The organism is Allocoprococcus similis (assembly GCF_054660775.1).
Window position 1 is genome coordinate 1 of record NZ_BAAHSG010000008.1, and the last position, 26722, is coordinate 26722.

The 26722-nt window shown below is 43.2% G+C and carries 20 protein-coding genes and 3 tRNA genes; 21 read left to right on the forward strand and 2 right to left on the reverse strand.

Annotated features, from left to right (window positions below):
- Positions 1 to 31: 31 nt before the first annotated feature.
- From ACYQ5K_RS04930 to ACYQ5K_RS04960, 7 genes are all read left to right on the forward strand, one after another.
- Complete coding sequence (locus tag ACYQ5K_RS04930; protein WP_459777315.1) at positions 32 to 283, forward strand: VTC domain-containing protein; 252 nt, start codon at positions 32 to 34, stop codon at positions 281 to 283.
- Between the two features lie 67 nt (positions 284 to 350).
- Entirely contained in the window at positions 351 to 830 is a 480-nt protein-coding gene (locus tag ACYQ5K_RS04935) for a carbohydrate-binding domain-containing protein (protein ID WP_173688703.1), read from the forward strand.
- A gap of 208 nt (positions 831 to 1038) precedes the next feature.
- Positions 1039 to 1965, forward strand: a complete 927-nt coding sequence (locus tag ACYQ5K_RS04940; protein WP_173688702.1) for a C39 family peptidase — start codon at positions 1039 to 1041, stop codon at positions 1963 to 1965.
- Between the two features lie 90 nt (positions 1966 to 2055).
- A tRNA-Tyr gene (locus tag ACYQ5K_RS04945) sits at positions 2056 to 2137 on the forward strand.
- A gap of 68 nt (positions 2138 to 2205) precedes the next feature.
- A tRNA-Leu gene (locus ACYQ5K_RS04950) sits at positions 2206 to 2291 on the forward strand.
- Between the two features lie 269 nt (positions 2292 to 2560).
- On the forward strand, positions 2561 to 3439 hold the full coding sequence (locus tag ACYQ5K_RS04955) for an aldose 1-epimerase family protein (RefSeq protein WP_173688701.1): 879 nt from the start codon (positions 2561 to 2563) through the stop codon (positions 3437 to 3439).
- An 82-nt stretch (positions 3440 to 3521) separates the two neighbouring features.
- Positions 3522 to 4103, forward strand: coding sequence for a xanthine phosphoribosyltransferase (locus ACYQ5K_RS04960; protein WP_459777308.1), 582 nt, complete (start codon positions 3522 to 3524; stop codon positions 4101 to 4103).
- Between the two features lie 223 nt (positions 4104 to 4326).
- Here the strand turns inward: ACYQ5K_RS04960 and pepI are convergent, their stop codons facing one another.
- Complete coding sequence (gene pepI / locus ACYQ5K_RS04965) at positions 4327 to 5208, reverse strand: proline iminopeptidase (protein ID WP_459777309.1); 882 nt, start codon at positions 5206 to 5208, stop codon at positions 4327 to 4329.
- 140 nt (positions 5209 to 5348) lie between these two features.
- On the opposite strand from pepI, the gene ACYQ5K_RS04970 reads away from it, so the two are divergent.
- Both ACYQ5K_RS04970 and ACYQ5K_RS04975 read left to right on the forward strand, forming a co-directional pair.
- Positions 5349 to 5419, forward strand: a tRNA-Gly gene (locus tag ACYQ5K_RS04970).
- Positions 5420 to 5830: 411 nt separating this feature from the next.
- Positions 5831 to 5923: a putative holin-like toxin gene (locus ACYQ5K_RS04975; RefSeq protein ID WP_227120655.1), complete on the forward strand. Its 93-nt coding sequence runs from the start codon at positions 5831 to 5833 to the stop codon at positions 5921 to 5923.
- Between the two features lie 176 nt (positions 5924 to 6099).
- On the opposite strand, the gene ACYQ5K_RS04980 is transcribed toward ACYQ5K_RS04975, so the two are convergent.
- Complete coding sequence (locus ACYQ5K_RS04980) at positions 6100 to 6315, reverse strand: hypothetical protein (RefSeq protein WP_459777310.1); 216 nt, start codon at positions 6313 to 6315, stop codon at positions 6100 to 6102.
- A 216-nt stretch (positions 6316 to 6531) separates the two neighbouring features.
- On the opposite strand from ACYQ5K_RS04980, the gene ACYQ5K_RS04985 reads away from it, so the two are divergent.
- The 12 genes from ACYQ5K_RS04985 to ACYQ5K_RS05040 all read left to right on the forward strand — a co-directional run bounded on the left by ACYQ5K_RS04985 (position 6532) and on the right by ACYQ5K_RS05040 (position 26688).
- Complete coding sequence (locus tag ACYQ5K_RS04985) at positions 6532 to 7020, forward strand: QueT transporter family protein (RefSeq protein ID WP_459777311.1); 489 nt, start codon at positions 6532 to 6534, stop codon at positions 7018 to 7020.
- Positions 7021 to 7217: 197 nt separating this feature from the next.
- Complete coding sequence (locus ACYQ5K_RS04990; RefSeq protein WP_459777312.1) at positions 7218 to 8813, forward strand: response regulator; 1596 nt, start codon at positions 7218 to 7220, stop codon at positions 8811 to 8813.
- Positions 8800 to 10524: a sensor histidine kinase gene (locus ACYQ5K_RS04995; RefSeq protein ID WP_173688695.1), complete on the forward strand. Its 1725-nt coding sequence runs from the start codon at positions 8800 to 8802 to the stop codon at positions 10522 to 10524. Before ACYQ5K_RS04990 ends, ACYQ5K_RS04995 begins: the two co-directional genes overlap by 14 nt.
- A complete protein-coding gene (locus ACYQ5K_RS05000; protein ID WP_173688694.1) occupies positions 10511 to 11530 on the forward strand; it encodes a substrate-binding domain-containing protein in 1020 nt (339 codons plus the stop codon). Before ACYQ5K_RS04995 ends, ACYQ5K_RS05000 begins: the two co-directional genes overlap by 14 nt.
- A 677-nt stretch (positions 11531 to 12207) precedes the next feature.
- On the forward strand, positions 12208 to 13398 hold the full coding sequence (locus ACYQ5K_RS05005; RefSeq protein WP_195231085.1) for an Rpn family recombination-promoting nuclease/putative transposase: 1191 nt from the start codon (positions 12208 to 12210) through the stop codon (positions 13396 to 13398).
- Between the two features lie 195 nt (positions 13399 to 13593).
- Complete coding sequence (locus tag ACYQ5K_RS05010; RefSeq protein ID WP_195231086.1) at positions 13594 to 14721, forward strand: galactose ABC transporter substrate-binding protein; 1128 nt, start codon at positions 13594 to 13596, stop codon at positions 14719 to 14721.
- A gap of 137 nt (positions 14722 to 14858) precedes the next feature.
- Positions 14859 to 16355, forward strand: coding sequence for a sugar ABC transporter ATP-binding protein (locus ACYQ5K_RS05015; protein ID WP_055249308.1), 1497 nt, complete (start codon positions 14859 to 14861; stop codon positions 16353 to 16355).
- A gap of 30 nt (positions 16356 to 16385) precedes the next feature.
- Positions 16386 to 17456 (forward strand): galactose/methyl galactoside ABC transporter permease MglC, encoded by a 1071-nt coding sequence (locus ACYQ5K_RS05020; protein WP_173688691.1) that lies wholly within the window; start codon positions 16386 to 16388, stop codon positions 17454 to 17456.
- A 22-nt stretch (positions 17457 to 17478) separates the two neighbouring features.
- A complete protein-coding gene (locus tag ACYQ5K_RS05025; RefSeq protein WP_173688690.1) occupies positions 17479 to 17748 on the forward strand; it encodes a hypothetical protein in 270 nt (89 codons plus the stop codon).
- A gap of 102 nt (positions 17749 to 17850) precedes the next feature.
- Entirely contained in the window at positions 17851 to 23151 is a 5301-nt protein-coding gene (locus ACYQ5K_RS05030; RefSeq protein WP_459777313.1) for a sugar-binding domain-containing protein, read from the forward strand.
- 223 nt (positions 23152 to 23374) lie between these two features.
- On the forward strand, positions 23375 to 24073 hold the full coding sequence (locus tag ACYQ5K_RS05035; protein WP_195231090.1) for a response regulator transcription factor: 699 nt from the start codon (positions 23375 to 23377) through the stop codon (positions 24071 to 24073).
- An 8-nt stretch (positions 24074 to 24081) separates the two neighbouring features.
- Positions 24082 to 26688: a sensor histidine kinase gene (locus ACYQ5K_RS05040; protein ID WP_459777314.1), complete on the forward strand. Its 2607-nt coding sequence runs from the start codon at positions 24082 to 24084 to the stop codon at positions 26686 to 26688.
- Positions 26689 to 26722 lie beyond the last annotated feature (34 nt).

The window sequence follows — 26722 nt, forward strand, 5'->3', positions numbered from 1 at the left end:
AAATATATTGTAGTAGAAAAAATATAAGGGCATTGTATACAAACGAAGGTTGGCGCTTCCGGCAGATCAGGCAAAGGCTTATCTCGAAGAAGGAAGAAAGCCTGAGGAGCAGAACCAGATCTTCCGGGAAATCGATTATTTTATAAAGTTCTACCATCCGGTTCCAAGAGTCTATCTGGCTTATGACAGGAGAGGCTATTATGGTATAACAGATTCGGGACTCCGTCTGACGATCGACCAGAATATCCGCAGCAGATACAACGGCAGAGAGTGGGACAAATAAAGAGCAGACAGATGATTCCAGACCGGATCCGGGAAATGGTCCGGGAGGCGGACAGCAGCCAGGACAAATGAGCGGCGGAATGGAGGCTGAAGACCAGGGTGCAACGCTCACGATTAATGGTGGTAACCTTTATGTAAATGCAAATGGTGACGGGTTAGATGCCAACGGAGATATTCTGATCACCGGCGGGAATCTGACGTTGCATGGACCGGAAGATGGAGGCAATGGAACGCTGGATTATGCATCCGAGTGTAAGATTACCGGAGGAACCTTTGCAGCAGTAGGAAGCAACGGTATGATCCAGAATCCAAGTGAAGATTCCGAGCAGCCAGTTATCTGTCAGAGTCTGGATTCACAGGTAGAAAGTGGAACTGTGATTTCCGTAAAAGATGAGGAGGGCAATGTGATCACAGAGATCAAAATCGAGAAAAATGTGCAGTGGTATGCATTCTCTTCTTCGAAATTAAAGGTCGGAAAAACCTATACAATCTGTATCGGAGATCAGGAAACAGAGGTGACTCTGGAGAGTAATTATACAGAGCTTTAAACTTAAAAAATTCTAAACTTGTCGGAAAAGACTGTTTTCTCATGAAGAAATATGTTAAAGTAAGGCTGAAATATGCGTAAAAAGGAACAAACATTAACGAGATGTCGTTTAAGGAAGGAAGAACCATAGACATATGATGAGAGAAGACAGGAAAAGAGCGGAGCAGCGCCAGAAAAAAATGGCGAGGCGCAAGCGGGAAGTACGAAGGATGAAAAGAAAGCTATATAAGGCAGGCATTCTTGCAGCAGCCGGAATTATAGTTTTAGCTGTGATCCTGATGCTTTGTGGAAGCGGCAGTGCAAAGAAATCTGCAAAAAAGACATCCTCTGCCAAGACAAAGACGGAGACAAGTGAAGAGACAGAAACAAAGACACCAGAAGAGATAGAAGCGGAGAAAGTTCAGGAGGTGCTGGATTCTGACCAGTATAAAGACCAGCTGGGCGAATTATATAAGAAAAACCCGGAGACGAAGGAAATCATTTTGAACAGAGAAAAGTATTCCGATGATTTGCTGACATGGCTGTTTGATCATCAGGAAGCACTGCAGTGGGTGATTGATTATCCGGAACAGTCAGCAAGATCAGAGGAAGAACTCAGTTCACAGGGACTTCAGGCAGTTGATCTGAAAGATTACAGAATCCAGAACCATATTCCGGTATATTTCCAGTGGAGCGAAGTATGGGGATATGCATCTTATGGTTCCGAGAATATCGGAATGGGTGGATGCGGACCGACCAGCCTTTCCATGGTGGCGACAGGACTTACGGGTAATACTTCATTTACACCGAAGTATGTGGCAGATATGAGTGTAAATATGGGATATTATGTAGACGATGTTGGAACGGACTGGACACTTATGACTGCAGGAGCTTCAGAGCTTGGAATAAACTCTGCGCAGCTTACCAACTGGTCAGAAGACACTCTCAAATCCGAGCTTTCGGCAGGACATCCGATCATCTGCAGTATGGGACCGGGGGATTTTACAAACCAGGGACATTTTATCGTCCTTTCCGGGCTGACAGAGGATGGGCATGTACTGGTCAATGATCCGAACAGTAAGATCAACAGCCGTAAGAAATGGGATCTGAATACAATTATAAATCAGATGAATGCAGCGTGGTCATTCTGGGTATAAAAATTTGGGAAAAGTGCAGGAGAATTGGAGAAATTCCCTTGCGCTTTTTCTTTATTTATGATATAAATAGATATTGTCGAGAGACAAAATGGGTGGATTCCCGAGTGGCCAAAGGGGACAGACTGTAAATCTGCTGCAATTTGCTTCGGTGGTTCGAATCCACCTCCGCCCATTGATGCGAGGTTGAAAAGACAGTGCAGAGCGCGTATGCTTTTCGCGGAAACCGTTTGAGCATCTCTTGCCGTAGTGGCGGAACTGGCAGACGCCCGGGACTTAAAATCCCGTGGGTAGTGATACCCGTACCGGTTCGATTCCGGTCTACGGCAGTGTTTGAAAAGCAGGAGAAACGTTGAATTTACAGCATTTCTCCTGCTTTTTGTTTAACCGGGATTCTGTTAAATACACACATATATTGTGAGTTGAACAGCGTCAGGTGAGATGCCGGAGATATGGAAGATAGGCAGGGAGAAATCCAGTGGAATGGAGAGAATACCAGATATTTTCGAAGTGAACCGGAATTGCTCCGTCTGATACAATCCGTATTTGCCGGCGTAGAGGCAGAAAAGTAGATACAGAAAGGAATGGAGGCATAAAAATGGGAGCATATCAACTGAAAAATGAAGAACTTACACTGACTGTTATTTCAGCAGGCGCAGAAATGAAATCGCTAAAAGACAATAAGACAGAGCAGGAATATCTGTGGCAGGCAGATCCGGAATTTTGGGGAAGAACGTCACCGGTTCTTTTCCCGATTGTAGGAAATTATGCGCAGAAGCAGTCGGTATACGAAGGAAAGACATATACGCTGTCACAGCATGGTTTTGCAAGAGATATGGAATTTGATCTGGAGAGTCAGACAGAAAATGAAATCTGGTTTATGCTCAAAGATATAGAAACGACATTGGAAAAATATCCATTTCATTTTATCCTGAAAGTAGGATACAGACTTTCCGGACGTCAGGTGGAAATAATGTGGAAAGTAGAAAATACAAATGATAAGAAGATGTATTTTTCGATCGGAGGGCATCCGGCATTTAACTGCCCTTTGAAAGAAGGAGAAAAGCAGGAGGATTATCAGCTGGTATTTGATACAGAAGGACCGCTCACGAGTAGCATCCTGAATGAAGAAGGTGCACTTTGTCCACGGACAAAAGTCTTAAATCTTTCAGGGAAATGTCTGAAGCTTGAGGAACATTTATTTGATGAGGATGCACTTATTATTGAAAATCATCAGGCACAGAGGGCAGGACTGGTGGATCCTTCGGGAAAGGTATATTTGGAAATAGAATTTGATGCACCGCTTTTTGGAATCTGGTCTCCGGCGAAAAAACATGCGCCATTTGTATGTATTGAGCCATGGTATGGAAGAAGTGACAGAGAAGATTTTGACCATACACTGGAAAAGCGTGAGTGGGGAAATGAACTGGAACCGGGAGCAGTTTTTGAAAAGAGCTACAAGATTCTGGTAAAATAGCCAAGAGGGTTGCGTTTCAAAGCCCAGACTGATACAATGGAAAAAATACATGGAATTATAAAAAGGAAGAGGAGAACATAAGATGAACTTTTTGGAAGAACGTATTGTCAAAGATGGAATCGTGAAAGAAGGAAATGTTCTTAAAGTGGACAGTTTTCTGAATCATCAGATGGATATTGAATTATTTGACCAGATCGGAGCGGAATTCAAGAAGAGATTTGCAGATAAGAATATCAACAAGATCCTGACAATCGAAGCTTCTGGTATCGGGATTGCCTGTATTGTAGCCCAGCATTTTCATGTGCCGGTTGTATTTGCGAAAAAGACACAGAGCATCAATCTGGAAGGGGAGATGTATGTAGCAGAAGTCGAATCATTTACCCACAAATGCAAGAACCAGGTAATTGTGGCAAAGAAATTCCTTTCAGAGGAAGATAATGTGCTCATTATTGATGATTTCCTTGCGAATGGATGTGCGCTGCAGGGGCTGATTCAGCTGGTTACAGAGGCAGGTGCAACTGTAGAGGGAATTGGAATTGTAATCGAAAAAGGATTCCAGTCCGGCGGAAGAATCATCCGCAACCTGGGTTATCCGTTGGAATCACTTGCGATTGTAAAAGCTATGAACAGTGAGACGGGTGAGATCACTTTCAGAGAGCAGTAAAAAGTGCAAAAAGACGCATATGCCTGAACAAAAATTTTGTCGGGCATATGCGTCTTTTGCGTATATGATGAGCTAAGTGCAGATTTGTATTTTCACAGTGATCTGCATTTTTGATATACAAAAAGAGAGTGATATTTGTTTTAGCTGATCCACGAGCGGTTATAGAAAAACATGGCAAGTGAAGAGCAAAAGATAACAATATATCCAATCACGCTGAGCAGGTTTAGTCATTTTGCTCCATCCATTCATTTAAAAGCCTGCAATAGCGGTCGGTATCTTCAATGAAGCATACATGACGGCAGTCATCAAAAAGTTCCCAGCGTGAATTCGGGATACTGTCATACATGGTCTTTGCAACCAGTGGAGTGCACAGATCGTTGGTTCCGTTGATGATAAGTGCCGGCTCTTTGATATTTTTCAGTTTGTCACGGTACTCATAGTTGCTGAGATTTCCGATTGGCGTGTATTCATTTGGTCCCCACGCGGTGATATAAGAGTCTGTTCCAATTTTTTTTGGACGGCGCAGGCATTCAGGATCGGTGTCTTTTGGTACGCCGGCGGCATGAAGAAGCATAAAGCGTTCATTGGCTGCGAGATATGCCGGATCGTCAAAATTGCCGGTTGCTTCAGCCTTAGCAATGGCGTCCTGATCTTCCTGGGACATGAATTTGATCATCCGGTGTTGTTCCTGGGCCCACAATTTGGCAGATGGGTGGGTGCTGGAAAGAATAACGGATTTGATCCCTTCTGGTTTGTGATCGCATAAGTATTCGATTGAGAGCATTCCGCCCCAGGACTGTCCGAGAAGATGAAGTTCATCAAGTCCGAGATACTTTCTGAGTTCGATTAGTTCATTCATCCATGTTTTAGAACACCAGAGTTCTGAATGTCCTTCTACATAAGAATTACCGCAGCCGAGCTGGTCGTAGGAAATAATTGCACGACCTTCATCAGCAAGCTGGTCAAGTACTTCAAAGTAGTTATGTGTAGAACCAGGTCCTCCGTGAAGCAGAATGAGTGGTTTTTTATTGCCGGAGCATTCGCCTGCAATACGGTAGTAGGTTTTGTATCCAAGATAAGGCATGTAGCCTTCTGTAATTTTCATATTTAATCCCTCCTATCAGTACACTGAGTTTCTTCATTATAACATCAGAATGAAGTAAGGGAAAGAAAAAGTGGAAAAATAAAAAAATAAAAAAAATTATTGACAAACAGTTGAATGATGAATATAATAATAAGAGTCACGCGGGTGTAGTTCAATGGTAGAACACCAGCCTTCCAAGCTGGATACGTGGGTTCGATTCCCATCACCCGCTTTTGTTATGTTTTAAATCAGGAGCCCGGTCGCCAAAGTGGTGACCGGGCTCTTGATTTATAGAGAAAAATTTAGTCATTTTCGACTGGTACGTTAAAATGTCGGCTCGATTATAAGGGTAAACATTTCGTTCATCCCTTGCGTCCTGCTGCCAGATATGCTATATTCAAGACACAAAGAGGGAAACCGCAAGCGGCTCCCCCCCCCCAATTGTATAGTTGACTGTTATTTATGAACAGCCGTCACTATTTGCGGTAGTGGCGGCTATTTTCGTTTACCCTTGAAAATCTCATGTTGCCTTGTTTGCTGTCATCATGGTAAGATACAGACAGGGAAACCAAAGCCAGGCGGCTACCCTCTGTTATGGAGGGATAAAAAACACTCTCCAGACGAAAGAAAGGAGGGCGATACGATGGTTACATATTCTGATCTGATTCAGTTTAGTATATTCATTGTTGCCCTTGTAGGTCTTTGTTATGAGATTTTCAAGGGTAAAAGAAAATAGCCGCCAACTACTGGGAATAGTTGACGACTGATATTAGTAATAGTTGACACTATTTGCGGGGAGCCGCTTGCGGTTTCCCTCTTTATGTCTTAAATATAGCATATCTGGCAGCAGGACGCAAGGGGTGAACGAAATGTTTACCAGTGTTCAAGCCTATAGAAATAATTAGGATCTGACTATTTCTCAGAATCACGTGCTATTCTTTCATCTACAGCTTTTTTGATATATCCGTTGACTGATTCACCGGCTAGTTGTGCCGCTTCTGCAATAATTTCTTTTTGTCCTTTAGGGAATGTAACGTTTATCCGGGAGTTTATATCGGTAAGATTGTAAGGATGTTTTGGCGATTTGGTACTTTTTTGGTACTTACCTTGATTTTTCATCCCCACCATGCTATACTAACACCCGTTACCAAACCCGAAAAAACCAAGGTCTTACAAGGGTTTCGCCGATTTCCGGCGTAAGGTCATATACTTACAGTATATGCCTTCCGCGGCATTCGTCAGATGTCCATGCAAGCATGGCCGCCAGACTCATTGCTGCGCGAAAATGAATCGAGTGTTCGTGACCTTCCACTCGTAAAACAAAACTAGAGGAGAGAATTTCATATGAAGAACAAGAATGTAGCATTTATGACTCAGGCAGCGATGATCGCTGCAATCTACGTGGTGCTTACTTATGTATTTGCACCATTTTCATTCGGAGAAGTACAGATTCGTATTGCAGAAGCACTTACGATCCTTCCGGTATTTACACCGGCAGCGATTCCGGGACTTTTCGTTGGATGTATTGTTGGAAACATTCTCGGAGGAGCAATCCTGCCGGATATCATTTTCGGAAGCATTGCAACTTTGATCGGAGCATTTTTCACTTATCAGTTTCGTAACAAAAATCGTTTCCTTGCACCGTTACCACCGATTATTGCTAACACAGTGATCGTTCCGTTTGTACTTCGTTACGGATATGGAGTAGAACTTCCGATTCCGTTTATGATGCTGACAGTTGGTGTCGGAGAAGTTGTTGGATGTGGTGTGCTTGGATTAGTCCTTTATACTGCATTGAATCGTTATAGAAATGTAATTTTTAAAACAGCATAAGAAGATGTAAAAAGAGGGCAGACTGAAAAGCTATTCAGCCTGTCCTCTTTTTATACTATTGTCGTGTATACAATCGTAGAATTTTACAAATTTGAGTGGAGATATATTTATGGAAAAGTGGATATGAATCTTCTATAATATAAAAAGAGAAACTGTAACCAGATGAAAGTTTGACAGTAAAGGAAAAAGGGAGAAATATGAAATATACAGTTGTTGTTGCTGATGATGAGGAGGAAATCCGCAGAAGTCTTGTTCGCAGGGTAAAGTGGGAAGAGATTGGTTTTGAAGTAGTCGGGGAAGCTGAAAATGGTGCAGACGCACTGGAACTGGTTGAAAAGCTGGAACCAGATCTGCTCCTTACCGATATCAAGATGCCATTTTTATCGGGGATTGAGCTGGCACGGGCGGTCAGGGAAGTTCGTCCGATGGTACAGATCGCATTTTTAAGTGGATTTGATGATTTTACCTATGCGCAGCAGGCAATTCAATATAATATTGTAAGCTATATGCTGAAGCCGATTTCAGCAAAAGAGATCGAGGCGGAACTGATAAAGATTAAAAAATCCATAGATCAGCGTGTGGAAGAATTTACAAAAGAAAGAAAAGAGAAACTGGACAGCCGCAAGACGGAATTTCTTATTCCGCTTTTGCTCGACAGTTTTCAGAATGAACGGGTGTCCGAAGAGACACTTCTTGAGCGGGCAGAGGCATGTGAGCTGATCCGTAATCCAAAGCCGGATAATATGCAGTACGTGGTGCTTGTAACCGGAATCCGTGATGCAAATGGAAAGGATCAGACAAGCTATAGCAGTGTAAATGCAGTTGATATGATCCTGAAAAAATATGTTCATTATATAAGCTGCCATCTGGAAGGAAGAGTGGTATCGCTGATCGCGACGACTCCGGGAGGCATGGGTAAATATTTACATATTATTGTAGAAGAAATTGTCCAGAGTGTGGAGCGTATTATGGGATATTGCTGTCAGGTCGGGGTAAGCAGGAGTGTGAATACTCTTGGAAAATGCAGAGAGAGCTATCTGGAGGCAATGAATGCGCTCAGTTATTCCAGAAAGGATAAAAGCAGTGTCTATTTCATTTCCGATGCAGAGCACGGATCGGGATTGGAACAGGGAGAAATACAGGAAATTACAGCAACGATGGAGAATTTTTTACGTGGTGGAATGGCAGAGGATCTGGAGATTTATCTGGATGATCTGGAAAAGAAACTGCGAAATGGAGGCAAGAATACACTGGTACTTAGTACGATACTTCTGACCGAGATCGGGGCGGCAGTATATAAGGTTATTTATATGGCAATCGGGGAATGTGGTGTAGAAGTTCTTCAGAAAAAATATTCCATGCAGCAGATGCGTGAAATGGAACGTATGGCAGAGAATTTTCAGATCATAAAAAGGCTGTGTATGGAGGCTAAAAAAATGCTTATGGATCAGAGAAAGAAGAGCAGTGAGGTGATCTGCGAGCAGGCAGTGCAGATCATACAGGACCGCTATGCCCAGCAGGATCTGTCTGTTATGATCATCAGTGAAGAGATCGGAGTGTCGCCGAATTATCTCAGCAGTCTGATAAAAAAGACGACAGGCAGTTCACTGGTTGAGATCCTGACGAAAAAACGAATTGAAAAGGCAATGGAGCTTCTGCAGTGTACAGGTATGAAGATCGGTGAGATTACAGAGTTGTGTGGCTATAAGGATCAGTATTATTTCAGCCACTGCTTTAAAAAGCTGACGGGAGTATCACCGAACAAATACAGGAGGGAACATGAACAGGCGTAAAAAAGAAGCAGATCAGCACAAGGGATGGAATATATCTATTTCCGGTGTGTTTATTGCAATGGTAATGGGAATCGTCCTGATTTCGGTAGTGGCTGCAACGCTTATTTTTGTTCAGATTTACCGGAATGCAATGGAGCAAAGCGCAGTGACGAGCAGTTCCCAGAGCTGTGAACAGGTACAGAATACGGTTGAGAATTATACACAGGATATGCGGATCATACTGGAACGGATCGTGGCGAGAATGCGTCATGAGAATAATCATTCTGAGGAATATATCCAGAATCTGGTAAATATCCGTTCCGATGTAGTAGCGGTAACAATTTGTGGCGAAGATGGGGAGCTTCTGCGTTACTGGAACAGAGGGCAGAAGCTGAAAGAGAATTATCGTATTGTTCAGAGTACCGAAATGGAAGATGACGATGGCAGGCTGCATATAACCAAACCATATGTGGAATCTTTGTTTGAGGGATATTATCCATGGGTTGTAACCGTTTACCAGAAGATTCAGAAAGAAGACGGAACCAGTATACAGGTAAATATTGACATCCGTTTTTCTGACATTGCCAATTATGTTGATGATGTAGGAATCGGGCAGCACGGCTATGCCTATATTGCGGACAAAAAAGGCAATCTGATCTATCATCCACAGCAGCAGCTCATTTATTCCGGGTTAAAAGAAGAGAAGGGAATGGATTTAAAAGAAGGGACACATATTCAGGAACAGGTGATCTATACTGTGAAAAATCTCGAGAACTGTGACTGGAAAATTGTAGGTGTCTGCTATGTAGATGAAATGATTACGGAGAAGGTAAGCAGTGCGGTATCCAGACTTCTGATCGTTCTGTGTCTGGTTATGGGAGCAGTATTTCTTCTCGGATGGGCTTTTTCAGAACTGTTCTCAGCACCGGTAAGGCAGCTTGCCGATGATATGCACCGGTTTGAAAAAAATGCGGAAAATTTTGTATTTGAGCCGATGGCGGGAACTACAGAGATCACGACTTTATCCAACTCGTTTGAACACATGGTTGCGAAGATCCAGAAGCTGATGGAGCAGGTCAGACAGGAAGAAATCACACTGCGGAAAACAGAGCTTAAAGCGCTTCAGGCGCAGATCAATCCACATTTCCTGTATAATACACTGGATGCGATTGCATGGATGTGTGAAGACGGGAAAAATGAAGATGCAGAAGAGATGGTTACGGCACTTGCAAGGCTGTTCCGTATCAGTATCAGTAAAGGGCATGAGCTGATTCCGATCGAAAAAGAAGTGGAACATGCAAAGAGTTATCTGAAGATTGAAAATTATCGGTATAAGAACAAATTTACCTATTCATTTGAGGTGGAAGAGTCGTGTCTTTCGTATCTTTGTAACAAAATTACTTTGCAGCCAATTATCGAGAATGCAATTTATCATGGTGTAAAGCAGATGATCGATGAGGGTGAGATATGGATCCGTATTTTTGAGGACGGAGAAGATATTATTTTCCAGGTGGAGGATAATGGAATCGGTATGACGGAAGAACAGTGTCAGGAGATTCTGCGCAAAGAGCTGGGAGACCGTACCGGAATCGGAATCAAGAACGTAAATGACCGGATCAAGATTTATTTTGGAAGCAATTATGGACTGAATATCACAAGTGAGCTGGATGAAGGAACCTGTGTGACGATTCGTATGCCGAAGGTCAGGGAGGAAGAATATGAGAAAAAGTAGAAGAAAACCATTTATTGCAATTGGTGCAGGTGTAATCCTACTTGCAATTCTGTTTTTTGTCCTGACGGGTGACGGACTCTGGGAAGGAAGAGAAGGCAGTACAAATAGTGTCATCGAGAAGAAAAAAGTAGTATTTCTGACAAAATCCATGGATTCTTCTTTCTGGCAGTCCGCATATGCGGGAGCCGGTGCGGCAAGTGCGGAATATAATCTGGATCTGGTGTGCGAAGGACCGGATGGAGACGGTGAGGAAGATTATGAGGCGCAGAATGAAATGATAGACCGGGCAATCCGGGAACAGGTAGATGCACTTCTGTTTTCTGCCATTGATTTTGAAAAGAATGCGGAAGCAATCGACCGCGCGGCAAAGGCAGGAATCAGGATTGTGGTTGTGGACAGCCCAGTAAACAGTAAGGCTGTGGAATGCTATATTGGTACAGACAATTATGAAGCCGGATGTATGGCAGGGAAAGAAGTGCTTGGTAATCAGGCGGAAAATCTGAATATCGGGATCGTAAATTTTGATAAGAGTACGGAGAACGGGCAGCTTCGTGAAGAGGGGTTCCGGGATACGGTTCTCAAGGATGACCGGGCAAATATTACGGCGTCCATCAATGTAAAGTCTACGATCACAGATGCAAGAGAGGGCACCGAGAGGATGTTGCTTGACAATCCGCAGATCAATGTGATCGTGACATTTAATGAATGGACAACACTTGGAGTCGGTGATGCGGTAGAAGCGCTTGAAGCCGGAGAGCGGACGCAGGTTGTTGCGTTTGACAGTAACGTAAAATCCATTGGAATGCTGGAAAAAGGAAATGTAGATGCGCTGATCGTCCAGAACCCATATGCGATGGGATACCTGGGGATTGAGCAGATCAATACACTGCTGAATGGACAGAAGCCGGAAAAGAAGGAGACGGCAACCAGCAGTATTCTGGTGACAAGAGAAAATATGTATGATGATAAGAGCCAGAAGGCGTTATTTTCATTTGAAGAAAAGTAACGGGCAGAATGTTCGTAGCTGTTAGGAAGTATAGAAGCTGTAGTCTGAAAAATATTTGGGCTGCAGCTTTTTCATTTCATAGGAAATTCCAAAGGAATTTCCTATGAAATAAAAGGCACTGCGTGCCGGAGATGCGCACTCGCACGAAGATGAAGAATGTCGCAAGCGGTCTACGCTCCGCTTCGGTCGTTGCTTAACGAGCGCCACTGGCGCTCAGCAACGCGCTCGGCGCGAGAATGTGCTGAGGCACATTCTTTCTTATGTTATATAGAGATAATAGGATTGTTCACGGATAAAGAAATCCACCAATGAAAGAAATATCAATAATCAATAGAGAGTATGAGTTTTACCAGAAAATACTTTGAAAAATTTCTTAAATTACCGAAAAGTATCGAAATAAAGAGATGTTTCCGGGAAACTTGTAATTCATGGGTGTCTGTGATATTCTGCATACACGCAGCTCACGTTCTGTAGAGCAGCAAAAGTATCTATTAACCAAAGCGTGTCTTATTTTCGGCAGCTCGTATCAGGGCAAATATCCGATGATAAAACAACAGGACGATAAAAGGATTTTGCTTTACATCTTATGGCCATATGATAAAATAATTTTATAAACAGATTACTGGCACATCTCCTTTTAATGTCTGATTTTAAACGAAAGAAAAGGAGAAATGTGTATGTCAGAAAACAAAATAATGGAAAATGAAACGCAGCAGGAAGATTTTATCATGCATCCAACGGTGGATTTTTGTTTCAAAGAACTGATGGCAAATCCGGAAGTCAGGAAAGGATTTATCGCAGCAGTTTTTGGAATCGATCCTGAGAAAATCGAGGAAACAAAACTTCTGCCGACAATTTTAGAACCAGAATATGCGGATGAAAAATATGGGATTCTGGATGTGCATGTGAGTATGAAAAGCGGGGAGCAGCTAGATTTGGAAATGCAGGTAGTTACAACTTTGTACTGGTTTCAGAGAACGGTATTTTATTTATCGAAAATGGTTACAGGTCAGATGAAAAAAGGTGACAGCTACAGCAAACTTCAGCCATGTATCCATATAGGGATACTGGATTATTGTTTTTTCAAGGATGATGACCGGTTTTATCACCATATTGGGTTATGCGATAAAGAGACAGGAGAAATTAGCACAAATTTATTGCAAATGCATATTTTTGAGTTGCCGAAATTACCACCGGAATCTCGGAATGAAACAGATCTTACGCATTGGATGCGTTTCTTCGGAGGAAAACGAAGGGAGGATTTTGTCAAGATGGCTGAAAAGGACAAATATATTGATGAAGCATATAAAGAGTTGGAGCAGTTGAGTGCGGATGAGAGGAAACGTCTGGAGTATGAGGCAAGAGAAAAAGCATTAAGAGATCATATGATGTTTGTGGAAAGTGCGCATGAAATGGCAAGACAGGCAGTAGAGAAAGAATTTGCAGAAGCAAGGCAGAAGTTTGAAGCAGAGAAGAACAACTTTGAAGCAGAGAAGAGTAACCTGGAAACAGAGAAGAACAACCTGGAAACCGAGAAGAATAATCTGGAAACAGAGAAGAACAACCTGGAAACCGAGAAGAATAATCTGGAAGCAGAGAAGAACAATCTGGAAACAGAGAGAAGCAATCTGGAATTAGAGAAAAGTAATCTTGCAGAGAAAAAACAAGACTTTGAAAATGAAAGGCGTAGCCTTGCAGAAGAAAAACAGGAATTAAAACAAGAGATAGCTGAGGCTGGTGATAACGGAATTCAGAGAATGGCGGAGCTTAATCAGCGACTGATAAAAGGAAAACGTATGGATGATCTGGTAAAAGCATCGGCAGACGAAGCTTATAGACAGCAGCTTTTTGAAGAATTAGGCATTTGAAACATTTATCGAAGGAATTAAGTAAAAATTCGCGACATACCAAAGTAAAAAATACTGCACCGAAGCTCCGGGGCAGTATTTTTTGCGCAAACGTTGAAATTCACAAACCTCTCGTAGTTTTTTACATGGGTATTTTATTCCCTTCTTGTTATACTCATATCATCAAGTAAACGTTATACAAGGAGGAACGAAATTATGAAAAGAAGAATTGTAGCAGCGATGCTCGCAGGTGTGATGGCACTGGGAATGCTTGCAGGATGCGGGGGCTCCGGCAAGAGTGATGGTGGAAGCAGCGATAAGAAATCTTCAGATGCCAATATTGCAGTATTCTATTATACCTATTCTGATACTTACATTGCATCTGTCCGTACAGCACTCGATGCAAAACTTGACGAGATGGGCGTTGAATATCAGGACTATGATGGAAACAGTAACCAGACAACACAGAACGAACAGATTGATACAGCAATCCAGACAGGTGCTACAGCACTGATCGTTAACATCGTTACATCCGGTTCTGTAGATGCTTCTTCACAGATCGTTGAAAAAGCAGAAGCAGCAGGAATCCCGGTTATCTTCTTTAACCGTGCAGTCGAAGATGACAAAACAGAAGGCGATGTACTTGGAAGCTATGACAAGTGTGCATTCGTAGGAACAGACGCTCCGGAAGCAGGACATATGCAGGGCGAAATGATCGGTAACTATGTAGTAGAACATTTTGATGAAATGGATCTCAACGGAGATGGAAAGATCTCTTACGCAATGTTCATGGGACAGCTCGGAAATGCAGAAGCTATTTACCGTACACAGTTTGCTGTAGAAGATGCAGACAAGATCATCACAGACGCTGGCAAACCGGCACTGGAATACTTTGATGCTTCTAACAGTGACAAATACCAGGTTGACCAGGATGGTAACTGGAGTGCAACAGCAGCAAACAACTATATGACAACCAACCTTTCCCAGTACAACGAAGGAAGCAATAACATGATCGAGCTTGTTATCTGCAACAACGACGGTATGGCAGAAGGCGCAATCTCTGCTCTGAATGATAAGGGATACAACCTTGGAACAGGCAAAGACGGAAAGATGATTCCGGTATTTGGTGTTGATGCTACAGATGCAGCAAAACAGCTGATCGGAGATGGCAAGATGACAGCAACTGTTAAACAGGATGCAGATGGTATGGCAGCTTGTATCGCAGACCTTGCTAAGAATGCAGCAGATGGAAAAGATCTGATGGATGGAACAGATTCTTACAATATTTCTGATAAAGTAAGCAACAAGATCTTCATTCCTTACCAGGAATACTCAGGAAAATAAAAATGTAAAAAATAAAGGTGGCGGCCAGGTGGTTGGCCAGCCACCTTTTCTAAAGTTGTGACGCAGCCGGATGGAACTGCATAGTGGCAGGTTCGAAAGGTATGCGAGATTAGAAGATGAGAGACAGGAGGACAGCTATGAAACAGGATGTTTTACTGCAGATGACGGATATCTGTAAAGAATTTCCGGGCGTAAAAGCATTAGATCATGTGTCCCTGACAGTTAAAGCAGGCACTGTCCATGCACTGATGGGTGAAAATGGAGCCGGAAAGTCAACACTGATGAAATGCCTTTTCGGAATTTATGACAAAGACAGTGGCAAGATTGAGCTGGAGGGAAAAGAGATTAATTTCAAGAATTCGAAAGAAGCTCTTGAAAATGGAGTTGCAATGGTTCACCAGGAACTGAACCAGGCGCTCAAAAGAAACGTCATGGATAATCTCTGGCTCGGACGTTACCCGAAGGTGGGCGGCGTCATGGTAAATGAGAAAAAAATCTATGACGACACAAAAAAAGTATTTGAAGAATTGAAAATTGATGTAGATCCGAAAAGGATCATGAGTACGATGCCGGTATCACAGAGACAGATGGTAGAGATTGCAAAAGCAGTATCTGTGAATGCAAAAGTCATCGTATTTGATGAGCCGACTTCTTCCCTTACAGAGCAGGAAGTAGAGCATCTGTTTGATATCATTGAGATGCTGAAAAAGAGAGGATGCGGAATCATTTACATTTCACATAAAATGGCAGAGATCAAACGGATTTCAGATGAAATTACGATCATGCGTGACGGAACCTGGGTAGCAACCGAGAAAGCAGATGATCTGGAGATGGACGATATCATCCGCCTGATGGTTGGACGTGAGCTTACCAATCAGTTCCCGCCAAAGACAAATAAACCGGGCGACGTAGCGCTTGAAGTGGAACACCTTTCCGGAATGTATTCGATCCTGAATGATGTTTCCTTCAAAGCAAGAAAAGGAGAAATTCTTGGAATTGCCGGACTTGACGGAAGTGGACGTACAGAAACTCTGGAGACAATTTTTGGAATTGCAACCAGGAAATCAGGAACGATAAAACTTGACGGAAAACAAGTCAGCAATAAGAATGCACAGGATTCGATCAAGAACGGATTTGCACTTCTGACAGAAGAGAGAAGAGCAACCGGTATCTTCGGCATCCTGAACATTCGTGAAAATACCGTTATCTCCAGCTTAAAGAGACACAAAAAAGGATTTTATCTGAGTGAAAAATCCATGAAAGAAGATACGCAGAAATATATTGATGCGCTGCGGACAAAGACACCGTCGCAGGAGACCAAGATCCGTGCACTTTCCGGTGGAAACCAGCAGAAGGTTATCCTTGGAAGATGGCTTCTTACCGATCCGGAAGTACTGCTTCTGGATGAGCCGACAAGAGGAATCGATGTCGGTGCAAAGTATGAGATCTATCAGCTCATCATCGATCTTGCGAACCGCGGCAAAGTAGTTATTGTAGTTTCTTCAGAAATGCCGGAGCTTCTCGGAATCTGTGACCGTATCATGGTTATGTCCGGTGGAAGACTTGCCGGAGAGATTAACGCTGAAGAGGCAACACAGGAACTGATCATGACTTACGCAGCAAAGTATGTGTAATTTTCAAACAAAAAGAAGGAGGCTTCCCAGATGAAAGCATTTGCAAATATAAAATCACGCTATGCAGAATACAAAGCACTGGATTCCGCAGATAAAGCAAAAGCGTGGAAAGAAGGACTTATCAATAATGCGATTTATCTTCTGATCATTATCGCAGTTATTTACACTTACACACAGAACAGCAGATTCCTGAGCGTGGCATCTATTGTTAACATTATCTCGCTGTCTGCAGCGAACATTCCGATCGCATGTGGTATTGCAGGAACGATCGTACTTACCGGTACAGACCTTTCAGCCGGACGTGTTGTAGGTCTTACAGCATGTATTTCTGCATCACTTTTGCAGTCAGTAACTTATGCAACCAAAATTTTCCCGGATCTTCCGGTTCTTCCGATACCACTGGTTATTCTGATCGTAATCGTAGTCGGAGGTATTGTTGGATGGGTAAATGGATTCTTCGTAGCGAAATTCCACTTACATCCATTCATTGTAACACTGGCAACACAGCTGATCGTATACGGAATTCTTCTGATGTACATTATGCTGAACGGTAACAACGGACAGCCACTTTCCGGACTGGACAAATCCTTCAAGGATTTTGTAACAGGAAGTTTCTTAAAGATTCGTGGCGTTCCGATCCCGAACTATGTATGGTACGCTTGTGTCGTAGTTGTATTCATGTGGTTCATGTGGAATAAGACAACATTTGGAAAGAATATGTTCGCAGTTGGTTCCAACCCGGAAGCTGCCAATGTATCTGGTGTAAATGTTATGAGAACAACCATTCTGGTACATACACTTGCAGGATGTATGTATGGTATCACTGGATTCATTGAATCTGCACGTATCGGTTCCAACCAGGCAAATACAGGTCTGAACTACGAGTGTGATGCGATTGCTGCCTGTGTAATCGGTGGTGTATCTTTTGTAGGTGGTACCGGTAAGATCAGCGGCGTTGTTTTAGGAGTGTTCATTCTGAGAATCATCTTCGTTGCACTGCAGTTCCTGGCAGTAAGCCAGAATATGCAGTATGTGATCAAAGGTCTGATTATTCTGATCGCATGTGCAATTGATATGAGAAAATATCTGGTAAGAAAATAAAAAGAAAAGGCTGGGAAATGTTATGGACGAGAATAAGATGCCGGAGAATGACGGATGGAAGAAAAATGCAAGACTGGCGATTTATGCAATGGCCGGGTTTTATCTGCTGACACTGGCATACCAGATGTTCAGGGCGATTTCCACAAGTCATGGCAATGAGCAGCTGATTATGATCGTGGCGACGATTCTGTTTCTGATCGTAGGCGTTGGGTTGATCGGGTTTGGAACTATAAATGTCTACAAAAATATGAAAAAGAATCAGAGTACAGATAAAGATCGTAATGAGGAATAGCTCATAACGAGGACGAGACCTCAAAACAAAAAGACAGGAGAATAATAGCACCCCCCTGTCTTTTTGTGTCTATAAAGAGGAATAAAAACATTGGAGGAAAAGATGAAAACAAGAAAAAGGTATGTCCGTGCCGGGGCTGCCTGCCTTGCGGCATTGCTCACGGTACAAGGAATGACATTGCCTGTGGCGGCAGGTGAAGAGGTGAAAGTAAGATCCAATTCACAGACACAGATGAGTTCAGATCCGGAAGCGGTTTACGTAAGCAATTATGGGAAATCGACGGATCAGAGAACGATCAATTTTGACAGTAATTGGAAATTCAATCTGGGAGATGTGGAAAATGCGCAGACAGCAAATTTCGACGACTCGAAATGGCGCCAGGTTTCGCTTCCGCATGACTACAGCATTGAACAGGATTATTCAAAATCTATGGAAGCAGAAAGTGGATATCTTCCAGGGGGAACAGGATGGTACCGGAAAAGTTTTACTATAGATAAAGCTGCGGAAGGAAAAGAGATCCGTGTTGATTTTAGCGGTGTTTATATGAATGCATCTGTATGGGTAAATGGAGAAAAGCTTGGAACACATCCATACGGATATACACCATTTTCATTTGACATAACAGACTATGTGAAATATGGTGAGGAAAATACAATTGCAGTAAAGGTGGAGAACAAGACGCCTTCAAGCAGATGGTATTCCGGAAGTGGTATTTACAGAAGTGTAAATCTGACCATGACAGAAAAGGTTCATGTGGATCTTGAGGGGACGCAGATTACGACTGAGAACCTGAAAGCAGAACAGGGTGGAACTGTCAATATGGATGTTCGCACACAGGTTGTGAATGATTCTGAAAATGAACAGACAGTAACCTTGACGCATACAGTATTTCCGAAAGGCAATGAAAGTGCAGCGATCGGAACAGTGACAACCGAAGCTAAAACGGTTGCATCCGGAGAAAGTGATGAAATCGAAATAACACTTGCGGCACAAAGTCCGGCGCTCTGGAGTGTGGACAGTCCGACACTTTATACTGTAAGAACAGAAGTAAAGCTTGGAGAAAATACAGTAGATGTTTACGATACAGAATATGGTTTCCGGTATTTTGATTTTGATAACAATACAGGATTTTCGCTGAACGGACAGAACACAAAACTAAAAGGTGTATGTATGCATCATGATCAGGGAGCACTTGGTGCAAAGGCAAATGCCCGCGCAATTGCAAGACAGATTGAGATCCTGAAGCAGATGGGGTGTAACACGATTCGAGTGACACATAACCCTGCAGCTGATGAGCTGATCCAAGCATGCAATGAGCAGGGGATGTTGGTGATCGATGAAGCTTTCGATACCTGGCTTTATGCAAAAAATGGAAACAGTAATGACTATGCAAAATGGTTCAATCAGACAATCGACGGGGAAAATCAGATTTTAGGTGCAGGGGACGGTATGACCTGGGCACAGTTTGACCTGACAGCAATGGTGAAGAGAGGATACAATGCACCATCAATCATTATGTGGTCTCTTGGAAATGAGGTTATGGAAGGAATCAGCGGTGGCGTTTCAAATTATCCGGCAACTGCACAGAAGCTGGTGAACTGGGTAAAAGAGCTGGATGCAACAAGACCGATGACAACCGGAGATAACAAGCTGAAAGCCAACTGGAGTGAAGCAGAAAGTATTGGCAATACATTAAATGCAGCAGGCGGAACCGTTGGATTTAACTATTGCGCAGGCTGGCAGTATGACAACTGGCATAAATCGCATCCAGAATGGCTGATGTACGGTTCTGAGACTGCTTCTGCGATCAACAGCCGTGGAATCTATAATCGGATCAACGGTGGAAGCCAGACTTCCGACAAGCAGCTTACATCCTATGATAATTCTGCTGTAGGCTGGGGCAGTGTAGCAAGTGATGCATGGTATACAACGATTACAAGAGATTACCTTGCAGGGGAATATGTCTGGACCGGATTTGATTATATCGGTGAGCCGACACCTTGGAATGGAACCGGAGCAGGATCAGTAGGAAGCTGGCCGGCACCGAAAAACTCTTACTTTGGTATCGTGGATACCGCAGGCTTTGCGAAAGACAGCTATTACTTCTATCAGAGCCAGTGGAATGATCAGGTGCACACTTTACATGTACTTCCGGCATGGAATGAAAATGTAGTCTATAAAGACAACAGTGGAAAGGTTCCGGTAGTTGTATATTCGGATGCAGCATCGGTCGAGTTGTTCTTTACACCTGCAGGTGGAGAAAGACAGTCTCTTGGAAAGAAAGCATTTACACAGAAAACAACAGCGGCAGGTTATACCTATCAGATTTACGAGGGAGAAGATAAGAACGGAACCGAGCATAAGAATCTTTATCTTACCTGGAAGGTTCCGTATGCGGATGGAACACTGGAGGCCGTTGCATATGACGCAGATGGAAATATCATTGAAAATACAGACGGACGTTCCAGCGTGACAACGACTGGCGAAGCTGCAAAATTGCAGATGTCAGCAGACAGAACCGAGATCGCTGCGGATGGAAAAGATTTATCTTATGTGACAGTTGATGTGACAGACCAGAATGGAAATGTTGTTCCGGATGCAGAAAACCGTGTTACATTTAACGTAGAAGGTGATGGAGTTCTGGTTGGTGTAGATAACGGAAGCTCTCCGGATCACGATTCTTATCTTGCAGATAACAGAAAAGCATTCAGTGGGAAAGTTCTGGCGATTGTACAGTCTACGAAAACGGGCGGTTCATTTACCGTGACAGCGACCGCTGATGGGCTGGAAAGTGCAGTGGCAACTGTTACAACTTATTCTGTAGCAGATGGCACACCGGAAGAAGAAAAAGAGATTGACAGTTTTTGGATGTCAAAGACCTATTATGTCAAGACTGGAAATATCCCGGTACTTCCGACAACGATTGAAACCCGTTATACCGATGGAAGCAAAGAAAGTAAAGCAGTGACATGGGATGCGATCGGAGAGGAGCTGGTACAGCAGTCAGGAAACTTTAATGTGCAGGGGCAGATTGAAGGACATCAGGTAACGGTCAATGTAAATGTTATTGATGAAGTTGGAGGACTTCTGAATTACTCAACCTCAACACCAGTTGGAACTGTACCGATTCTTCCGGAATCCAGGCCGGCGGTTCTTACAGACGGAACCATTCTGACCGCTTCATTTGGAGTAAACTGGGATGACATATCGGCGGATCAGTTTGCAGAAGAAGGAATTGTTACGGTAAACGGAACAGCAGATGTACTCGGTGATGAGATTCCGGTAAGTGCGACAATCCGCGTACAGACAGAACAGATCACGATTGGAAGCAGTGTCTCAGGAAAGGTAATGAACCTGACGCAAAGTATTCCGGAAGGCGAGCAGTCGGATACACTTTCTGCAATTGTGGACGGATCAACAACAATCAGTGATAACACAAGCGGAGGAGCAAACCCGACTGCATGGAGCAACTGGCAGAGTTCTCAGAACGGTAATAATAAAGCGGAGATCACATTTGAATATGCAACCCAGCAGAGACTTGGACAAATTGTGATGCATTTTGCAAAAGACAGCGGAAGTATGCGTTATCCGGATGCAGGAACAACAGAGATTCTGGTTTCAGAGGATGGAACCAACTGGAACAAACTTGTGGTAACGGAGACAATCGGGGAAGAAAGTGGACGGGTAAAACCATATACTTATGATTTTACACCGACGACAGCGACCTTTATCAAATTTAAACTTACGAACGCAAGTGCAACGACAGGAACCAGATGGAAACCATGTACTGCACTTACGGAGATCGAGCTGAAGGTGGCACAGGGAACCTTTGTATCAAATACGACAGCAAACCTAGAAGAAGTGATTGTAAATGGCAATCCGGTACCGGAAAGTGCACTGGCACAGGGAAGCTATTCTACACCTGCTATTTTTGCAGAGGTAGAGGCAAAAGCAGCCGATAATGCGTCAGTGACTATTCTTCCGACTTTCAACAATATCAAGAAGATCATTGTAGAGTCAGAGGATCACAATACAAGAAATGTATTTGAAATCCGTCTTGGAGAAGAAACTGAAGAGACACCAGAATCCGGTGACAGAGATTATCCGGTTGGAAGGCTCACTGCATTTGCAGAAAGTGAGTATAATGGCAGTGGAACAGAAGGACCGGCAGAGTACGTTTTGGATGAAGATGAAGGAACGCACTGGCATACAAACTGGCGTACAAATGAAGCACAGGATGTAGAAAAACGCTGGATTGGACTGGAACTGGAAGAACCGGCAGTTCTGGATGCACTTCGCTATTATCCGCGTGGCGGCAACATGAATGGATTTGTCAGTGAGTATAAAGTACAGTACAAGCTGAATCAGGAAGATGAATGGACCGATATTGCAGGCGGTACCTGGGACAGGACGCTTGAATGGAAAATAGCAGAATTTGACGAACCGGTAGAAGCAAAATACGTGAGACTGGTGGGAATCCATACTTATGCAGAATCTGGAAATGATGCACACATGGCAGTTGCAGAACTTCGGGTCCGTGAGGCAGACAAGCGTGTAGATATTTCGGCAGAAGACAGCCAGATCACGGTGTCTGTTCCAGAACAGATAGAGGTTGCGAAAGCAGACGAACAGAATCCGGTATATCCACAGGTAGAGGTTAAGAAAACGGTAGACGGCGCAGAAGAGACTTTGAGGTACGGAGTGGATTATCTGCTGTCCTATGAAAATAATACAGCTTTCGGAACAGGTAAGGTGATTATTACCGGAATTGTAAATTATCGTGGAGCTGTAGAATGTACATTTGAAATTGTGAAGAAAGATCCGCAGCTGAGTGCTGTGTATATCCAGAGCCAACCTGGAAAAGTAGTTTACAAAGCAGGAGAAAGCTTCGACCCGACCGGCCTTTCGCTGAAACTGGTATACGATGATGATTCAGAGGAAGAACTGGTATATGGCGAAGAGACGGCAGGACTGTTTGTTTTTGAGCCAGGTCTGGAGACTGCACTTACAGAAGAAGTAAAAGAGGTTACTGTGACTTATGGTGGAAAATCAGCAGTTGTGTTTATCGGAGTAGAAACACCGGAAACACCAGGACCTGAAAATCCGGGAAAACCAAATCCGGGAAAACCAAATCCGGAAGCTCCGAAACCAGGAAGTGGGTCTAGCAGTGGAAATGGAACAGGAAGTGGATCAAATTCTAATAACGGAAGCAATGGTGGTAATAATATAGTAAATAACATCACAAATAATAACAACAATAACAATAGCAATTCTTCCAATAAGAATTCCGGAAAAGTGCAGACAGGAGACAGAAATAATCTTGTATTCCCTGTAATCGGAATGGCAGTAGCAGTTCTGGTAATTGCCACTGTTTTAATAATCAGAAAAAAGAAACGTCTTTAAAAATGTAGAAGACATTTAAAGGACTCCCGGCAAGGTAAAGTTTGCCGGGAGTTCTTATTATTTTAAAGGAACTTTCTATGAGATAAAAGGTACTGCGTACCGGAGATGTGCACTTTTTTTGTCCCCCATATCCCCCAATCTCAAAAAATTCTTAAGAAAGTCCAGCCCTATCTCTTAAAAAATCTCTGTTAATCTTGTATAGTATAGAGGAGGTGAAAAAAAGATGGCAAAAATATTAGTATGTGATGATGATAAAGACATTGTAGAAGCAATAGATATTTACCTGACGCAGGAAGGATACGAAGTCCTGAAGGCGTATGATGGCGATGAAGCGATCAGGGTACTGAAAAATAATGAAGTTGATCTTCTGATCATGGATGTGATGATGCCGCGGCTGGACGGAATCCGGGCGACACTCAAGATCCGGGAAAACATGAGCCTCCCGATCATTATTTTATCCGCCAAATCAGAGGATGCAGACAAGATTTTAGGACTGAATATCGGTGCAGATGATTACATGACCAAACCGTTCAATCCGTTGGAGCTGGTAGCAAGGGTAAAATCCCAGCTCAGACGTTACACCCAGCTTGGAAGTACGGCGAGATCTGACAACCAGAATGAGTTCCGGACCGGGGGACTTGTGATCAGGGATGATCTGAAAGAAGTAACTGTGGATGGCGAAAAAGTGAAGCTGACACCGATTGAATACAATATATTACTGTTACTCGTTAAAAATCAGGGGAAGGTGTTCTCTATCAATCAGATTTACGAAAATATCTGGAATGAAGAAGCGATCGGAGCGGACAATACCGTTGCCGTACATATCCGCCATATCCGGGAGAAAATCGAAATCAATCCGAAAGAGCCACGTTACCTGAAGGTAGTATGGGGTGTCGGATATAAGGTAGAGAAGATCGGTTAGGAGGTCTTATGAATAACAAATGGTATCAGAGCGCACCATGTAAAGGAATCCTGATCATACTGGAACATATTTTAGCGGTGGTGATGATTACATGTCTGGTTTTTACATTCAGTTATCCGGGCGATGATCTGGCAGGAATCCTGTTTGAAAAGCCACATAAGAAGTATGATCAGTCAAAAGGGTTTACCGACAAGCTGATGAGTGCTGCAAATGATATTACGGCTGCGGAAGGATACGACAGCCATTTTGAGACAGAAGGAAAATATGATGAAAACAGAATTGTAGATCTGAAAGAATATGATTCAGATTGTAAGATTTCAAATGAAAATGTAAATGGGCTTGCATACCGTCTGGGTGATCTTGTGAATTACTGGGAAAACGATCAGGAGATGTACTACGCAGACGGAACCAAAATGGCAGATGGAGACAATGATGAGGAGATCATCGTCTGCCAGAAGGATGACGGAACTCATCACTATTACTATGAAAAAGAGTTTCGTCGAGAATTTAAAAACGGAAATCTTCAGTTTGGTAACATGGATGAGGCAAAAGACGAATATTCACTGGAGAGCACCGGAGAAGTGATTGATTCTATGATCAATGGCTGGGTAGACAGCTCCGCAAGTATTTACCGCAATATTCTGGACAGTGAAAACCGTCAGGTCTACACAAAGTGCTGGCGGTATGACGGAGAAAAAGTTTCCGAAAAATGTGCACCGGTGGGAGCTGAGAATCTCCTGGAGATTGTGAACAAGGATTCCAGATGGAACGGCAAACTAAGTGATGCGATGTCCATGCTTGGAAATACTGTGGACAGTATACGAGCTGAGTTTTCAATCTGGCAATATGTGACCGAAGAATATAAAGAAGGGAATACCAATCTCGCTTACATGATTGTTGATCTGGATAATAAAAAAGTTTATACCAACCGGCTGGCATATCAGAAGTTTGATGAGTGGGAAAAGAATCTGGACAATCTGAAAAAACTGGGAGTGTATGCAGTTGCCACACCAAAGCTTACTGAGTACCGGAGTAATATTGATATGGACGGATCACAGTGGAAATCACTGATCGGTGGCAATATGTGGACGGATAATTATGAATGTGTGTTCGCGGTAGATACTTCCTATCCGATCCAGGATGATTTTTATCAGGAGAGCAAGATTTATCAGGAGTATGCACCGCAGGTAAGATTTACCTTCTGGATTGCGATTGCAACCGGATTTGCAATGCTTGTAATTCTGGCATGGCTGACAATTGTTGCAGGCAGATCAAACCGGGAAGAAGGCATTGTGTTGAATCGGATCGACAAAATGAAGACAGAAATCTTTATTCTTTTGTCGGTTGCAGTTATGGTGACATGCATTTACGGGGAAATCAGTTTAAGTTATAGTCTGCTGAACGGAGTCCGGTTTAGCGGAGATGGTTTCAATGACACATCGGTACTGATTTTTGGAGGAATTGTTGCGGTAAGCTTTTGCATGACAGGACTTACTTTATGGCTTGGAATGGTAAGAAGGATCAAGGCAAAGACTTTGTGGAAGAACAGTATTTTATGTCTGATCATCAAATACGTCCGGATTGGGATCCGGCATCTGGGGGAGGTCTGGAAAGCTGCGATTTTGTTTGGAGTACTGGTTGTAGTCCACTGGATCGCGATCGCCATGTGGGAGCCGGGAATCTGGCTGTTCGTAATGCTTGCGGCAGAGGCAGGGGCATTTTTCTACCTGATGCGAAGAGCCATCGGAAGAGCGCGGATCATCAAAGGGGTAAAAGCAATCGCAGACGGTCAGGTTGACTATCAGATTCCGTTAAATGGACTCAAAGGCGGACAGCTTGAAGCAGCAGTCAGCATCAATAAGATTGGAGATGGACTGGACCGGGCGGTAGAAGAGAGCGTAAAAAATGAACGCCTCAAAACGGATCTGATCACAAATGTATCCCATGATATCAAAACGCCGCTTACATCAATCATTAATTATGTGGAACTTTTAAAGAGAGAGGATTTTGAGGATCCGAAGATCCGGAATTATCTTCAGGTTCTGGAAGAAAAATCATATCGTCTGAAGACACTTACCGAGGATGTAGTAGAAGCTTCCAAGGTAAGCAGCGGAAATATCAGTCTGGAAATGATGAACCTTAATCTGGTTGAGCTGGTCAACCAGACCTGCGCCGAATTTGAAGAAAAATTTGAAGCAAGGAATCTGAAAATGATCATGAATCTTCCGGCTGAACCGGCAACAATCTACGCAGACGGCAGACGAATGTGGAGAGTTCTTGCAAATGTATTTAACAATGCGGCAAAATATGCAATGGAGGGAAGCCGTGTCTATGTGGATCTGGTTCAGACAGGTGAGGAAGTACAGCTTACGATCAAGAATGTATCAGAGCAGCCGCTGAATATTTCGGCAGATGAGCTGACAGAAAGATTTATTCGCGGAGATGTATCCAGAAGCACGGAAGGAAGCGGGCTTGGTCTTTCGATTGCACAGAATCTGACAAAGCTTCAAGGGGGAAAATTCGAGTTATATCTCGACGGAGATCTGTTCAAGGTACTGATCTGTTTCCCGGTTCCAAAAGAAACGGAAGATGTCTATCAGGAAGTCGAACAGTAACAGGTAAATATGGGGCGTAAGGGAAATTTCCCTT